Source organism: Nocardioides salsibiostraticola, from assembly GCF_054783655.1.
Genome location: NZ_BAAGQD010000012.1, coordinates 44676 through 59252, shown reverse-complemented (window position 1 = coordinate 59252; position 14577 = coordinate 44676). Strand labels below are relative to the sequence as shown.

At 66.4% G+C, this 14577-nt stretch carries 12 protein-coding genes and 1 tRNA gene; 8 read left to right on the top strand and 5 right to left on the bottom strand.

The window, feature by feature from the left end:
- Nucleotides 1-338: 338 nt before the first annotated feature.
- The 3 genes from ACYVLV_RS07065 (at nt 339) to ACYVLV_RS07055 (ending at nt 1675) form a co-directional block, all read left to right on the top strand.
- Complete coding sequence (locus ACYVLV_RS07065) at nt 339-500, top strand: hypothetical protein (RefSeq protein WP_460808829.1); 162 nt, start codon at nt 339-341, stop codon at nt 498-500.
- Between the two features lie 111 nt (nt 501-611).
- Nucleotides 612-1010, top strand: coding sequence for a hypothetical protein (locus tag ACYVLV_RS07060; protein ID WP_460808827.1), 399 nt, complete (start codon nt 612-614; stop codon nt 1008-1010).
- A 149-nt stretch (nt 1011-1159) separates the two neighbouring features.
- On the top strand, nt 1160-1675 hold the full coding sequence (locus ACYVLV_RS07055) for a DUF4304 domain-containing protein (protein WP_460808826.1): 516 nt from the start codon (nt 1160-1162) through the stop codon (nt 1673-1675).
- A 59-nt stretch (nt 1676-1734) separates the two neighbouring features.
- On the opposite strand, the gene ACYVLV_RS07050 is transcribed toward ACYVLV_RS07055, so the two are convergent.
- Nucleotides 1735-2316 (bottom strand): hypothetical protein, encoded by a 582-nt coding sequence (locus ACYVLV_RS07050; RefSeq protein WP_460808823.1) that lies wholly within the window; start codon nt 2314-2316, stop codon nt 1735-1737.
- Between the two features lie 246 nt (nt 2317-2562).
- Here ACYVLV_RS07050 and ACYVLV_RS07045 point away from each other — a divergent pair, with 246 nt between their 5' ends.
- Both ACYVLV_RS07045 and ACYVLV_RS07040 read left to right on the top strand, forming a co-directional pair.
- Nucleotides 2563-4287, top strand: a complete 1725-nt coding sequence (locus ACYVLV_RS07045) for a sensor histidine kinase (protein WP_460808821.1) — start codon at nt 2563-2565, stop codon at nt 4285-4287.
- An 83-nt stretch (nt 4288-4370) separates the two neighbouring features.
- Nucleotides 4371-5195 (top strand): hypothetical protein, encoded by an 825-nt coding sequence (locus ACYVLV_RS07040; RefSeq protein WP_460808819.1) that lies wholly within the window; start codon nt 4371-4373, stop codon nt 5193-5195.
- A gap of 86 nt (nt 5196-5281) precedes the next feature.
- Here the strand turns inward: ACYVLV_RS07040 and ACYVLV_RS07035 are convergent, their stop codons facing one another.
- Together ACYVLV_RS07035 and ACYVLV_RS07030 are read right to left on the bottom strand one after the other, a co-directional pair.
- Nucleotides 5282-7096, bottom strand: a complete 1815-nt coding sequence (locus ACYVLV_RS07035) for a penicillin acylase family protein (RefSeq protein WP_460808816.1) — start codon at nt 7094-7096, stop codon at nt 5282-5284.
- 34 nt (nt 7097-7130) lie between these two features.
- Nucleotides 7131-8078, bottom strand: coding sequence for a pirin family protein (locus ACYVLV_RS07030; protein WP_460808814.1), 948 nt, complete (start codon nt 8076-8078; stop codon nt 7131-7133).
- Nucleotides 8079-8193: 115 nt separating this feature from the next.
- Between ACYVLV_RS07030 and ACYVLV_RS07025 the strand changes: the two genes are divergently transcribed.
- Nucleotides 8194-9777: a phytoene desaturase family protein gene (locus tag ACYVLV_RS07025; protein WP_460808812.1), complete on the top strand. Its 1584-nt coding sequence runs from the start codon at nt 8194-8196 to the stop codon at nt 9775-9777.
- A gap of 58 nt (nt 9778-9835) precedes the next feature.
- Nucleotides 9836-9911: transfer RNA gene (locus ACYVLV_RS07020), tRNA-Lys, on the top strand.
- A 76-nt stretch (nt 9912-9987) separates the two neighbouring features.
- Here the strand turns inward: ACYVLV_RS07020 and ACYVLV_RS07015 are convergent.
- Together ACYVLV_RS07015 and ACYVLV_RS07010 are read right to left on the bottom strand one after the other, a co-directional pair.
- Nucleotides 9988-12051: a hypothetical protein gene (locus ACYVLV_RS07015; protein ID WP_460808810.1), complete on the bottom strand. Its 2064-nt coding sequence runs from the start codon at nt 12049-12051 to the stop codon at nt 9988-9990.
- Nucleotides 12052-12191: 140 nt separating this feature from the next.
- Nucleotides 12192-12830, bottom strand: coding sequence for a hypothetical protein (locus ACYVLV_RS07010; protein WP_460808808.1), 639 nt, complete (start codon nt 12828-12830; stop codon nt 12192-12194).
- Nucleotides 12831-13128: 298 nt separating this feature from the next.
- Between ACYVLV_RS07010 and ACYVLV_RS07005 the strand changes: the two genes are divergently transcribed.
- Nucleotides 13129-14571 carry a proprotein convertase P-domain-containing protein gene (locus tag ACYVLV_RS07005; protein WP_460808806.1) on the top strand — a complete coding sequence of 481 codons (1443 nt, stop codon included), beginning with the start codon at nt 13129-13131 and terminating at the stop codon, nt 14569-14571.
- Nucleotides 14572-14577: the final 6 nt, after the last annotated feature.

Here is a 14577-nt window from a genome sequence, read left to right as displayed (position 1 = left end):
AGAAGCGTTCACGCTACGCGGCAGATCCGCGCGCGCTGAGGCGCACACTACGCGGCAGATCCGCGCGGTTCGATGAGGCAGGATTGAGACATGCGAGCCGTGTTGAAGAGCCTCGACCTTGAGCCAGACCCTGACCGCCGCTGAGTGCACGCTACTCGGCAACCCCGCGAACCATCGGCGGCATGGTCGGGCGGAGCCCGCTGTGCGGCAGAATCTTCGTGTAATTTCGACGCATGACCGGAGCGCCATCGAATGTGCGGCTGGGTGTCCGAGGTCTCATCCGTACGGGTGCCGTCCCTGGCACACAGGTCCTCGTCGATTCGATTGGCCTCACGCCCGTGGATCCTCTGATCGTTATTGCGTCGCCGGATCTCGACGTTCCGGGTCATCCAGGTGAGCAAGTTCTCCGGATCTGGCCTGACGAGATCGGCGAACTCATCGATTCATGGGATGTTGCCTGGACCAGCATGGAGGACGGCCAAGCCCAACGGTTCCTCTGAAACTCGCGAAGGCATCGCGGCAGAACCGGATGGCCGCGTGCGCACGCTGCGCGGCAGATCCGCGCGCACAGTTGCCGGACGTCCCGGTAACGGTGGGGCCATACTGAGTCCATGCCGCTGCGATCTGAACCTCGGGCCTCGACACACGCGGGGTGGTTCGATCGGATGCTGCTTGTCGCTTTCGGCGTCGCCGGGACTCTCTGGGTTTTCGGGCTCACCGTCGGCGACTTCTCGAACGACCGGAAGTTCGTACCCCTAGCCGCGGCCTATGTGCTCGTCTTCACCTGGGTGATCGCCCTCAAGCGCTTGCGCACGCGAGTGGCTCTATTGGTTGCGTGGGCAGTCGCGGTGCTTGCCGGGGTCGTGCTGATGCTCAATTCGGATTGGTCAAATGGACAAGCCATCTATATTGGCGTGATGCTGGGGACGTATTACTTCTGTTTCTGGGCCCTTCCCAGCGGCTTGCTGCTCTTTTGCATCGACCCTGACCGGGTTAAGGCGCTGAGGTGACGAGGTGGGCAGATGCTCGTGCTGTCAGCGGCAGAACCGGATGGCCGCGTGCGCACGCTACGCGGCAGATCCGTGTGCGCTGAGGCGCACACTACGCGGCAGATCCGCGCGCCGCGAACGCGTTGTGCGAGGCTGGCACGGTGGAGGGTGTGGAAGCCATCGAGTCAACGATGGCGGGCGTTTTCAACCTGCGTGGTTTCCGCAAGCGCGGACGGAACTGGTTCCGCGTCACCTCCGAGGGCCAGTACCAGGTGGTCAATCTTCAGAAGTCAGCCTGGGGAGGAGGCAGTTGCTACCTCAACCTGGGCTGGGACCCGGTCGTGCCGGGCGAGGGCTTTCGTCCGGAGAGTCAGTGCTGTCTCAGCCTCCGCGCCGAGCAGACCGACGTAATCCCTTCGATACCGATGCTTCGGCCCGACGGTGTCACAACCATTGAGGTGTCAGGGATCAGCCTGCTCGACTCGGACATGTATCTCGAAAGGTCAACGGACCAACTGTGTGACGAAGTCAGAGCGGTCATCGCACGACCTGTTGCTGATCTCATGGATAGAACGACCTCTATGGTCGATCTGGTTCCGCTGATCACCGCCAAACCGTGGTTCGCGACGCGCATATTGCGCGATCATCTGACGTCCATAGGCTACGAGTTGCCAACAACTTGGTGACGCTCGCTCATCGGCATGAGCGGACGGTTCGCCGCGACCAAATCTGGCCTGCTGCACGATCAGGTGACAGCCACGCGCTGAAGGGGGGCGCGAGCACCATCAGCGATGTCTCTACTGTCGTATACGAATTGGCCGATCTTGACCGCTGTGAATCCCCGGGCGATCCCTTCCAGGACCACGTGCAGGCGGTGTCCCTGGGGCAGCATCGCATCGACGAAGGGGCGGCTGACGTCGATCCGGCGGCCGCTCGACTTCAGCATGCGTTCGGTCAGTTCCTCCACCTGGGCGGAGGTGAGGATCAGGTTCGTCAGTTCGTGGCGACCGTTGCGGGCCACGAAGACCCTGCTGGGGTCGTTGATCCAGATCTCCTCGACGGTGGGGTCGTCGAGGAAGGGCTGCAGGGGCCCGAACCCGGACACCCTGGCCAGCAGGTCACCCACCATCGCGTCCGGATCCGGCACCGGGGTCACCACCCCGGTCAGGCTGCGTTCGTCGTGGTCGCGCACCACCGACTCGGCGATGCGGCGTACGACGTCCGCGTCGCGTTGGGGATCGACGCCCTCGGCGCGTACGGCGTCGCGCACCGCCCGGTCGAGCACGTCGACCAGGTCAGGGTGAGCGTCGACGTGGGTCGTCGCCATACGAATGACTCCCGAGATAGAGGGTTCGCAGACCAATGGAACGGGTCCGAAAGTAACCCAGACCCACCGCGTTCGGACAGGGGCCACACACGATCTGTGGATAACCCGGGAACGAAAGTGTCTTGTGTGACGTGTGTGACAGGCGGAGGACTGGAAGCGAGATTCCCGGCAGCAACTCTGTCTAGTCAACCTTCAGCGACTGCTCGGAAAGCCCCTCATGACGAGACAACGTGTCACTCTGTTCAGATGTCGCGAAAGCAGCACGGTCCTGCTGCCTCGCAGACGGGGCGACAGCCCTGGGGAACCGTTGCGACCTCCGCCGCGTTGGTGGCCACCATCGCCTTGGCCTCCGGTGGGGTTCTGCTCTCGAAGAACCTGGCGGAAGGTCTCCTTCGTTCAGAGAGCCGGCTCAACTCGATCGTCAGCGAGGTCCGCTTCCAGGACGGTCTGGAGTGGCGCGCCATCAGCGGACAGGAGACCGGATCTCTCCGCGCCCAACTCGTCGAGTCCCATGCGCGGGTCGAGATGCTCCTGGGCAACACCTCAGGAGTCGGTCTGCGTCCCCCTGAGGTCGAGCGCCTGTACGCGCTGCACGACCGGTACTCAGAGTTGGTGTTGCAGGAGATCGATCTGCTCGACGCCGGGCAGATCAGCGACAGCGAAGCACTGGTCGACGAGAAGGTGGAGCCCGCCGCGGCCGAACTCCTTGACACCCTCACGATCTCCTCCACACAGTTGAGAGCGCGCAACGCGTCCCTGGCCCGGTGGAGCGACTTCGGGGTCGTCCTCAGCGTGGCCCTCGCCTTCCTCTCCATGGCCTGGATCCAACACCGCTTCCATCGGAAGCGCTCGCGCCTGCAGGCGGAGGTGGCCAACGACGTACGTCACCGCGTCCTGATCGAACAGTCCGCGGATCTGGTGATGGTCTGCGACCGGCACGGTCGGTTCATCTACCTCAGCCCGGCTGCGGAGCGGGTGCTGGCGCCCCAGGGTGAGGATCGGTCCACCACGCAAGTCGGGAACGCCCTCGAGCACTTCATCCACGCCGAGGATGTCGTAGCGCTGCGCACGGCCCTGAGCACGGGATCCGCCAACGAGATCGTGGTGCGGTTGGCCCACCCCGGTCAGCTTTCGACCTCCTACCATGTGGCCGTCCGCGATCTGACCGCGAATCCTGCTGTCGCCGGAATGGTCCTGACCTTCCACGACGTCACCGACATGTTTGCTCTGGATCACGCGAAGAACGACTTCATCGCCAACGTCTCGCACGAGTTGCGCACCCCGCTGACGAGCATCCGCGGCTACCTCGAACTCCTGCGCGAAGGCGAACTCGGCGAACTGGTCGAGCGCCAACTGCACGCCCTCAGCGTCGTGGACCGCAACGCCGTACGACTTCTCGGTCTGGTGGACGAACTCCTCCTCCTGTCCGACATGAGCGACACCCGCCCCTTGGATCACTCGGGTCCGGTCGACCTCACCGTGACCGTGCAGCACGCGACGCTCGCCCTCAGCCCGGTGGCGGCTCAAGGGGGCGTCACGCTCGACATCCCCCATACGGCCGAAGCATGGGTCGCCGGGGACCGAGAGAAGTTGGAGCGACTCGTCGTCAACCTGCTGAGTAACGCGATCAAGTTCACTCGTCCCGGGGGTGAGGTCACGATCGATCTGAGTGTCACGGCGGCCGCAGTGCTCCTCACGGTGAGCGACTCCGGCATCGGTATCCCGGTGGAGGAGCAGGGAGATCTGTTCAAGAGTTTCTTCCGCTCCAGTTCTTCCATGCTCAACGAGATCCCAGGCACCGGCCTCGGGCTCGCTCTGTGCCGCTCCATCGTCGAAGCGCACGGCGGCGTGATCACTCTGCAATCGGAGCCCGGAGTCGGGACCTGCGTCACCGTGACCCTCCCCCGGCTCGAGGACGTCGAGGAGAGCGCCACGCATCCCCTCCACAGGGTCCCCTCCATCACGACCTGAGCTTGGCGACTCAGCCCCCACTTATCCACAGGCCGATCTCGGAGCGCTGGCTACCTTCGATGAGCCGATGCAGGGTGATCGTCATGAACGCTCTCCGAGACACCCTGCGGCGACAATCCGGAGTGGGCAGTCGCCGCCAGGTGCTTGAAGCCAGCGGCACCGACGACGACATAGATCGCCACCTGCGCCGCCGTCAGTGGGCCCGCATCCACCCTGGCGTGTACGTCGACCACACTGGCCCCCCGACGTGGGAACAGCGGGCCTGGGCCGCGGTGCTGCATCACTGGCCATCGGCTCTGGGAGGTACTTCAGCCCTGCGCGCGCACGGCCTCACTTGCTTCTCCGAGGCGACTCCCATCCATCTGGTGGCCCCACGCGGCAAACGCGTGCGGGACCCGAGATCAATCAGGACTCGCCAACTCACCGACGTCGAGCAGGCCGCGCTGATGCACCTCAGCCCGCCGAGGGTTCGCATCGAGTACGCCGTCCTGGACGTGGCCTCCCAAGCGACCACCGTCGACGAAGCGGTCGCGGTCCTGGCCGATGCCGTCCAGGAACGGCGTACGACCCCCTCCCGCCCGCGCGGCGCAATGGCCCATCGCCCAAGACTGCGACACCGCCAGGTGCTGAAGGACGTGCTCCGCGATCTCGATGAGGGAGTCAACTCCGGATTGGAACGACGCTATCTGCGCGCCGTTGAGCGCGCCCACGGCCTACCGCGGGGCAAGCGGCAGCGGCGGGTCGTCACCGGATCCATCACCTACCGCGACGTGGAGTACGCCGAGCAGCAACTCGTCGTCGAACTCGACGGCCGCCTGGGGCACGAGTTCGCTCGGGACCGCTGGTCCGACCTGCAGCGCGACCTCGACTCGGCCGCGCGCGGCGACCTCACCGTCAGGCTCGGGTAGTCCACAACCCTGCGGTCCCGAGTGCCCGATCAGGGGAGATAAATCCGCAACCCGTGCGGATTTATCTCCCCTGATCAGCGACTCCCCTACTCCAGCCGCAACTGACCCCAGGCGGTGACGATCGGCAAGAGTTCTCCGACGGCCCAGGACGCGGTCTGGTCGTGGTGGTGTGGGTGGCCGGGGTCGCCGGAGGCGCCCAGCGGGACCACCCATCCGCCGGCCGTACGGTCCTCGAGGTCCCAGACGTAGCGGGCGACCGCGCCGCGGAAGCAGGCGTCGGACTGACCCGGGAGGGAGCCGGCGGCCATCACGGTGTCGTTGTCGCCCGAGAGCCGCACCCGGGGTACCTCGGGCGGCCGCAACCCCATCAGGTCGAAGGCGTGAGTCGGATCGAAGACGTGGGTGTCACCCCAGGTTCCGGTGTGGTCGCGGCTGTCTTCCAGGGCGGCAGCCGCCAACGCTGGCAGGTCGATCCCGAACGGTCGACCGGCCGCCACCAGACTGGGGAGGGCCAGGGCGATGCGTTGGGTGACGTCCAGCCACGCTCGGAAGACCGGGTCCACGTCCGGGGCTTCGTGCAGACCCGCCAGCGCGGGCTCGGCCGCGATCCGGCGTACGAGCGCCGAGCGCCACGCGGCGAACGAAGCCGCCTGCGCGGAGTCGGCGTCCATGTGCCCGTCGAAGTCGTCGAAGGCTCCGGGGACCAGCCCCCGGATCAACGGTACGACGGCCAACCAGGTGTCGCGGTGGATCGCAGCGAAGTCGTCGGTCGACAACCCGCGACGGTCGCGCAGCAGATCGGCGATCCGCTGCGCCCGGTACGGCGGGGCGAAGGTCGAGCCGATCTGATCGCTCTGCGGGCCGCGGCGCTCGTTGGCCGTGATGACCTGCCCGTCCGGGGCGACGTCCTCGCGGTGCGCGTCGGCCAGCCACCCGGTCCACCTCGTCGGGTCGGCCGGGTCACGGGTCGGCACCCGTCCCGCGATGCGGTAGCGGACCGCACCGGTTCGGTCGGCGATCACCACGTTGTTCACCGGCTCCACCCAGTGGTCGAAGGCCGCATCGACGTCGTCCGCGGATCGGGCGCGCAGCAACGGCAACAGCGCCTCGAAGCCCAGATCCCCCAGGACCGTCGAGGCGTTGCGGAACGACCCGTCCGCACCGGCCTCCTGGTAGTCCGCCGCGCCGTTGGTGATGGCCCAGGCCACCTCGCCGGCGTGGGCGAAGTGCGGGATCCCGGGGACGCCGACGAACGCCAGCCCCAGCACGTCGAAGGGGTCCTCGGGGTCCTCACTGGCCAGGCGCACCTGCTGGTAGCCGCCCGGCGACTCGAAGGACCGGTGGGGATCTCCGCCGATCAGTGGTCGCCCCGACGCGGTCCGTTGGCCGCCCACCGCCCAGGCGTTGCTCCCCGACAGGGTCGGCCCCTCGTGCGAGATGAGCGCCGCATCGGGGCCCAGGACCGCGTCGGCGTGCCGCTTCCACACCTGGTTGCCGGCGTTGGCGAACAGGATGTGCTGGGCGTGGAAGTTGGCCAACGGCATCCAGTCGGTCCACGGCTCGGGTTCGTGGCCGAGGTCGGCGAACTCCACGGCGGCGCCATGGAGACGGCCGTTCAAGCCCTCGACGTACGCCGCCACGAACGCCTGCGACTCCTCCGACAACCGGTCGAAGGCACGTTGGGCCGTGTCGACCACCTGGGTCCGGGCCGCGAAGTCGTCCCAGGCGCGACCCGCGTCACCGAACACGGAAGCGGTGGTGCCGGTGGCCCGCAACCGCAGCCACTCGAGTTGCCAGGAGCGATCCACAGCCGTGGCCGCCCCGTGGCCACGAGCGACGTCGAGGACCGAGTCCCCCCGGATGTGCGGAACGCCGTACGCGTCGCGATAGATCTGGCTCACAGGGCGACCCTAGTGGCCCCTGTCTTGGCTGCGCTCAGCCCGGGATCTGCCCGAACGATCCGCGCTGGAAGGCCTGGTAGGCCTCCATGACCTCGGCCTTGGTGTTCATCACGAACGGCCCGGCCCACGCCAGGGGCTCCCGGATGGGGCGACCCCCGAGGACCACCACGTCGAGCTTCGGCGAGCGGCTCTCCTGGGTGCCGTCGGCGGCCACCGTGAGGTAGTCGCCGGCCCCGAGCAGAGCGGCCTGGCCGGTGTGGATGGGCTGGCGGTCGACCCCCACGGTCCCTGATCCGTTGAGCACGTAGACCAGCGAGTTGAACTCGACGTCCCACGGCAACTCGAGTTGCGCACCCGGCTCGATGGTGGCGTGCACCAGCGACATCGGGGTGTACGTCGACCCGGGACCCGCGTGGCCATCGACGCTTCCGGCGATCACCCGCACCAGCGCACCGGCGTCCGGTGTGGTCAACAGCTGCACCTGGCCCGAGCGGATGTCCTGGTACTTCGGCGCGCTCATCTTGGCGTCGCGGGGCAGATTGACCCACAACTGCAGGCCGTGGAACAGCCCACCTGCGGTGACCAGCCACTCAGGTGGCGCCTCGATGTGCAGGAGCCCCGAACCGGCGGTCATCCACTGGGTGTCGCCGTTGGTGATGGTGCCGCCCCCTCCGTGGCTGTCCTGGTGGTCGAAGGTTCCGTCCATGATGTAGGTGACGGTCTCGAAGCCGCGGTGCGGATGCCACGAGGTGCCCTTGGGCTCGCCGGGGGCATACTCCACCTCCCCCATCTGGTCCATCATGATGAACGGATCGAGGTGCGCCAGGTCGATCCCCGCGAACGCGCGACGGACCGGGAAGCCCTCTCCCTCGTGCCCCTCGGGGGCGGTGGTGATCTGCCAGACCGGGCGCGGCTGGTCGCCCAGGCCGGGCGAGCGCAGTCGGTCGAGCACGGTCAGGTCGTCAACGGTGATGGCGGGCATTCGGCCCACCTCCTCACGAAGCGGGGATGGTGTACTCGGTCCAACGATAGTTGAAAGTTTAATATTCCGCTCGGACTTAGTGCCGTCTCCACTGATCAGCGCTAGATTGCTGAGGGTGAACACACCCCCCATGTTCGACGTGGTCATCGTCGGCGGTGGACACAACGGCTTGGTCGCAGCGGCGTACCTGGCCCGTGCCGGCCTAGACGTAGTGGTCCTCGAACGCCTCGGACACGTCGGCGGCGCCGCAGTGTCCTCCCGCGCCTTCCCCGGTTTGGACGCCGACCTGTCCCGCTACTCCTACCTCGTCTCGGTGATGCCCGATCGCCTCATCGACGACCTCGAGCTCGACCTCCGCTTCGGATCACGCAAGACCGCGTCGTACACCCCTTGGACCCGCGAGGGCCGATCCGGTGGGCTGCTCGTCGAGCACGAGGAGGGCGTCCCCACCCGCGACTCCTTCCGCGCCCTGACCGGCTCCGATGAGGAGTACGACGCCTGGCGCCGCTTCTACGCCGACGTCGGTGAGTTGGCCGCGGTCGTGGCGCCGACCCTGATGGACCCGCTCCCCACCGAACGCACCCTGCGCGGACAGGTCCGCCCGGAGGTCTGGGCCGATCTGGTGAGCAATCCGCTGGGTCAGACGATCGAGACGCGCTTCGCCGACGACACCGTGCGCGGAGTGGTGGCGACCGATGCGTTGATCGGCACCTTCGCCTCTTTGCACGACCCCCGCTTGATCCAGAACCGCTGCTTCCTCTACCACCTGATGGGCAACGGGACCGGTGAGTGGCGGGTCCCCGTCGGCGGGATGGGCGCAGTCACCGACGCGTTGGCGAAGGCGGCCGTCGACGCTGGTGCCGAACTGGTCACCGGTGTGAACGTCACCTCCATCGACGCGGGCGAGGACCAGGCGGAGATCACCTGGCACACCGGTCAGGAGACCAACACGATCAGCTGCCGCCATGTGCTGGCCAATGTCGCGCCCTGGGTGCTCGAAGCCCTCTTGGGTCACACCGCCGACCCGGAGGCCAAGCCCGAGGGCTCACAGTTGAAGATCAACTTCCTCCTCGACCGGCTCCCCAAGTTGAAGTCGGGACTGGATGCCGAGACCGCCTTCGCCGGCACTCTGCACCTCAACGAGGACTACAGCTCGCTCGAGCGGGCGCACCACGAGGCCGCCCGCGGGAAGATGCCGACCGCGCTCCCGGGCGAGATCTACTGCCACACCCTGACCGACCGGACCATTCTCGGGGACCTCGGCGAGAGCACCCACACCCTGACGTACTTCGGCCTCCACACGCCGGCCTCCTTGTTCAAGTTCGACCCCGTCAGTACTCGGATGCTCGCCGTGGGCCGTGCCATCGAGTCGATCAACGAATGTCTCGAGGAACCGATCGAACGCTGCGTCACCCGCGACGAACACGGCCGGCTGTGCATCGAGGTCAAGACCCCGCTCGATGTCGAACGGGACCTCAACATGCCCGGTGGCCACATCTTCCATGGCGACCTGGACTGGCCGTGGGCCTCGAACCGGGCTCCGATGGACCGCCCGAGCCAGCAGTGGGGCGTGGACACCGGCATCGGATCGGTCCTGCTGTGTGGCTCCGGGGCCCGCCGTGGCGGCGCCGTTTCGGGGCTCGGCGGGCACAACGCGGCCATGGCCGTGCTCGCCGATCGCGAGCGGGACAAGCAGTAGGCAACCCGATTTCACCCGTCGCAGGACGCCTGCTAATCTTGCGTCTGCTTCACAGCGCGCGGCATTAGCTCAATTGGCAGAGCAGCTGACTCTTAATCAGCGGGTTCGGGGTTCAAGTCCCTGATGCCGTACCACCCAAGCAGCAGGTTGCAGGCCCACCACGGAGAGATCCGGGTGGGCCTGAACTGTTCTCCGGGGGCGCATCCGGCACTAGTTCGTGGTGTTCCACCTGAAGACGTTCAGGGTGCGCCACATCCCGTCCTCACGGGCTTCGAGTCCGGCGGTCCCTTTGGCCACCTTCAGCCTCTGCTGCCCCCCGACTCGCAGATAGATGTCGTCGCCGTCCGTTCGTCCGGCGCCCATATGGATGCGCACGGTCTTGCCTGGGCCGATCGACTGCCTGCCCCGGTCGATGGTGGCGATGGGCTGGCCGAAGACGGTCAGGCGAGCACCGCGGATCGGGGCCCAGATCGGGCTCGGGTTCTTGATCCGCAACCACTGGTCCCCGAATCGTTGAGCACCGACCAGCCAGAGCTTGTAGAAGCCGTGGTTGACGGTGTTCGAGACGACCTTGGCCGGGTCCGGGAAACTCGGCAGAGCCACTCGGTAGTCCCAGCGTCCTGCGGGCTGACGCTTGGAGATCGTGGCCATGAAGGCGTCTCCCCCGATATGGGTGAGGTCGAAACGCCCGACGTTGGTCCACTCCCCGTTGCTCTTCTGGCGTTGGAGGATCGCCTTGTCATCGGTTCTTCCTCCGCCGAAACGCACGATCCCCGTCACCACCAGCGGCGACCTGACCGAGCGCTTCGCGGGGCCGGACTCGAGGATCACCGCTTCCGAGGTGGTGCCGCGAACGGTCACCACGATCTCCCCGGACTGCGCGAGGCTTCCGTCGGCGTTCTCGATCCGCCAGGCGACGGCGTAGCGGCCCGACTTGGTGACTGTGATCTCCAGCCGTCCCTGGCCGTCGCCGATCATCCGAGCAGACCACTGACCCGCGTCCGGGGGAGCCGACCCCCGGGAGACCATGAAGGTCTGGCCGGGCGCGAACTGCACTCCCGTGAGTACGTCGCGTTGATGCGTCCCGACCCCGGACACGAAGACGAAGGGCGCCACGATCGGCGTCGCCTCATCGGCCAGGAAGGCGGTGTGGGTCGAAATGACCTTGCTCGCGTTCTGGTTCCGGCGGATTGTGGTCAGTTGTAAACCCTGCGCCGCCTCCCACCGCGCCGCGACGAAAGAATCGTCACCGACAAGCGCCAACGGGAACCGGTGACGGAAACGCTCCGCTCCGTTGTTGGTCAGGCCGAAGAGACCCACGAAACCATTGCCTATCTCGCGGGTGCTCTGGACCACCACCGGTCCTCTGTCGGTCATCACCAGCCGCGTGGACGTCCCTGCTCCACCGACCTTGACCGGGTAGGCGTAGGTCCACACCTGCACCCCTGCCGCATCCAGGGCGCTCAGCGTGAGGTCAGCGTCCTGGTCGGTCACGTTGCCTTCGAGCTGACCCACGACGTAGATCCGGTCGCCGTCGACGGTGAACTCGCCGCCACCGTTGGCGAACTTCCGCGACCACACGGGGGTCAGCGTGTTGACGCTGTATCGCCGGAGGTACTGGCCGAAACAGCAGTCGGAGGGGATCAGATCCGAGGAGACGAAGGAGTCGTTCCCCAGTGGCGTAGAGGGGTCGGGCACATGGTCGGAGTCCACGCTGATTTCGAGGTCACCGGTGGCCAGCGCCAACCGGTGAATCTTCCCGGGATCGGCCTCACCGATATTGCTGCTCGGGGAGCCGATGATCATCTTCTGGTCCACGACCGAGACCAACCTCGGGAAGCTCCCGTAGGTCGAGGGCCGGAAGTTCCGCTTGTACGCGAGCGGTCCGTTCCCCAGGACGCGGAACAAGGTAGCCCTGTCGCGACCCTGCCCACTGGCGCTGACCGCCTTGATGGCCACGACAACGCCGGCACCGGCGGCCGCCACCCCCCGGATAGCGAACTGCGCATCGCCCGGCTGTGGGACTACGTGGAGTCCAGTGGCGATCACCACGTCGGACTGGTCCAGTCTGTTGACCCTCAGCTTGCCCGCCTCGATGCGGACGACCCACTCGTTCCCACCGGGAGAACTCACCCGGTCGCGATCAATGACGTTCGGATCATCGGTGACCGAGGCCAGCCCCACCTGCGGGAGCTCACCGAGGTTCGCGAGTGCGGGCCCGGCCTGAGCGCTGGTCGGGCTCAGCCCGGCGAGGACGAAAGCCCCCATGAGCATGGCAACAAGGATCTTTCGTGACATACGTGGTGGCCCCCGGCGTATTGCGATGTTGACGCGACCCGGTCACGCTAGCCGACGGACCCGGACCGTCCAACGCCTACGACCGCACCACCACGTCCACCAACACCACCCGGTATTCAGTTGAGGTCGACCTGAACCGCGGTCCAGTCGTAGGTGAGAGTGATCTCGTTCATTCCTGCGCGGCACTCCAGGGCCAGCGTGGTGGCGTCCGAGATGGTCGACAGGATGCCGTGCATAGTCACCTGGGCGACACCCGCGGGCATGTCGACTCCGTGGTTGACGATGCTGATGTTGCCGCCGCTACCTCCGACGATGTCGCAGTAGAGGTTGTCGCCGGCGTTGCCCACGCGCGGGAAAACCCGCAGGTTGGCTGTGATCAGGTAGTCGCCGCCCTCTGCGATCTCCATTGTCGCGAAGGTCTCCCTCACCGCACCCACGAACTGGATGCTGCTGTTGCTCACCTGATAGGCGGTCGGAGCACGGTCGCCGATGGCGCTGGCCACCGCGGAGTCGAGGTCCTCGAGGCGCACCTCTCCGTTCTTGATCTTGTCGCTGCGCACGGCGTTGGTCTTGATGTCGGATCGACGCACGGCGTTGGCCTTGATGTCGGAGGTGCGTACGGCGTTGGTTTTGATCTGCTGGGCGCCGACGCTGTTCTTCGGCAAGGACACCGCGGCGTAGGCCGTGCCGGAGACGGCGATGGTGAGGGCGAGCACCGCGATGATGCCGGAGAGGGTGGGGCGTGGAATCTTCATGGACTTTCCTTTCGGAGATCTTGATGTGCTCTTCACTGAGCGGTCAAGGGACCCGAGATCCAGCGGCCACAACGTTTCTTCTTACTCCGAACCAGGGCCTCTGGCTACCCCCGCAGCAGTGGATCGATGAGTGGTCTAGCCGCGTCGGGATCCGCTGCGGCGCCCGGGCCCTTGACTAGACCGGGAGTTCCGCTTTCACTGAAGAGAGCCTCACTCCACCTCGGGACGATGCAGGGACCATTTGATGTCCAGATCGATCAGACCCACGCCCCCTACTTCGCGGTTGCGCTCTCGAATCGTGGCCCTATCGGTCTCCGCTCTCGCGGTCGGCGCCCTGAGCGCGGTGGGCCCCGTCCGCGCTGCACCTGCGCCCGCGCCCGCACCAGCAGCCGTAGCCCCGGGCTGTGAGGAACCGAGCACCACGTCGTACACCAACACCACCCCGGTGCCGGTCCCCGCGGATCCGGCAACAGGACTCACGACGTCCATCCTGACGGTGAGCGACGCGGGTCCGAACCTGGTGGACGTCGACCTGTTCACCGATCTCGAGCACTCCTACAACGACGACGTCGAGATGACTCTCGAGTCGCCGGTGGGAACGGTCGTGACCCTGACGACCAACAACGGTGGCGACAATGACGACGTCTTCGCCGGCACCACCTGGGATGACGACGCAGACCACGGAAACATGGTCCCGTACTCGACGACTCCCGTCGCGATCGTGACCGACCACGTCTTCACCGATGGCGTCACCGCCTCGAGGCTCGTCCCGGAGGAAGCGCTGAGTGCCTTCGCGAACGAGAACCCGAACGGCCAGTGGACCCTGACGATCCGCGACGCCGATCACGTCAGCGACACCGGGACGCTCGACTCCTGGAGCCTGAAGCTGGCCACGCGGACATCGGCGGAGACCCGTCCCGCCGTACCCCGATTCAGCGAGAACGCCGCCCAGCCTGTCAACGAGACCTATGACGGCTATGGCGTCTACTCGGTGCTCGAGCTTGCCGGGATCGGATCGAGGATCGCGGACACCACCGTGGGACTCCAACTACCGCACGCCAACAGTCAGGACCTGGAGATCTCGCTGACCTCGCCCGAGCGGACGACCACGACGCTCACCACCGGCAACGGCAACGGGGCCGACAACTTCGCGGACGTCGTCTTCGACGATCACGCCGACCCCGGCAGCCAGGTGCCCTACGCCGCCCCAGCCAAGATCGTCAGCGACTACCCCTTCATCGACACCGTCACGCCGGACAGGCTCGTTCCCGAGGAGGCCATGGGCGCCTTCCGTGGGGAGGACCCCAACGGTGACTGGATCCTGCGGATCATCGACACCAACCCCAATGGTCTCAGCGGGTCCCTCGACGGCTGGTCCCTGAACATCACGCCCTCAGTCTGTGACGACGAGGTGCTGGGGCTCAAGGCCAAGACCAACCGCAGGCTCGTGAAGCGGTGGTTCGTCCAGGCCAAGATCCGCGTCGACGAGCCTGCCTGGATCCGGGTGACCGGTAAGGCGAAAGCCAAGGGCAAGGGCAAGCGCTTCTTCCACGTCCGTAAGCAGGTCCGCCGAGCCACACCGGGGTACGAGCAGGAGTTCCGAATGAGGCTGCACCCCAAGGTCTACCGACAGATGCAGCGCACCTTCTCCGGATGGGCCCGGTTGAACATCAAGGTGACCGACGCCGCTGGCAACACCGAACGGATCAAGAAGAGCGTCCGAATCGAACGGAAGTGGTGACTCGTC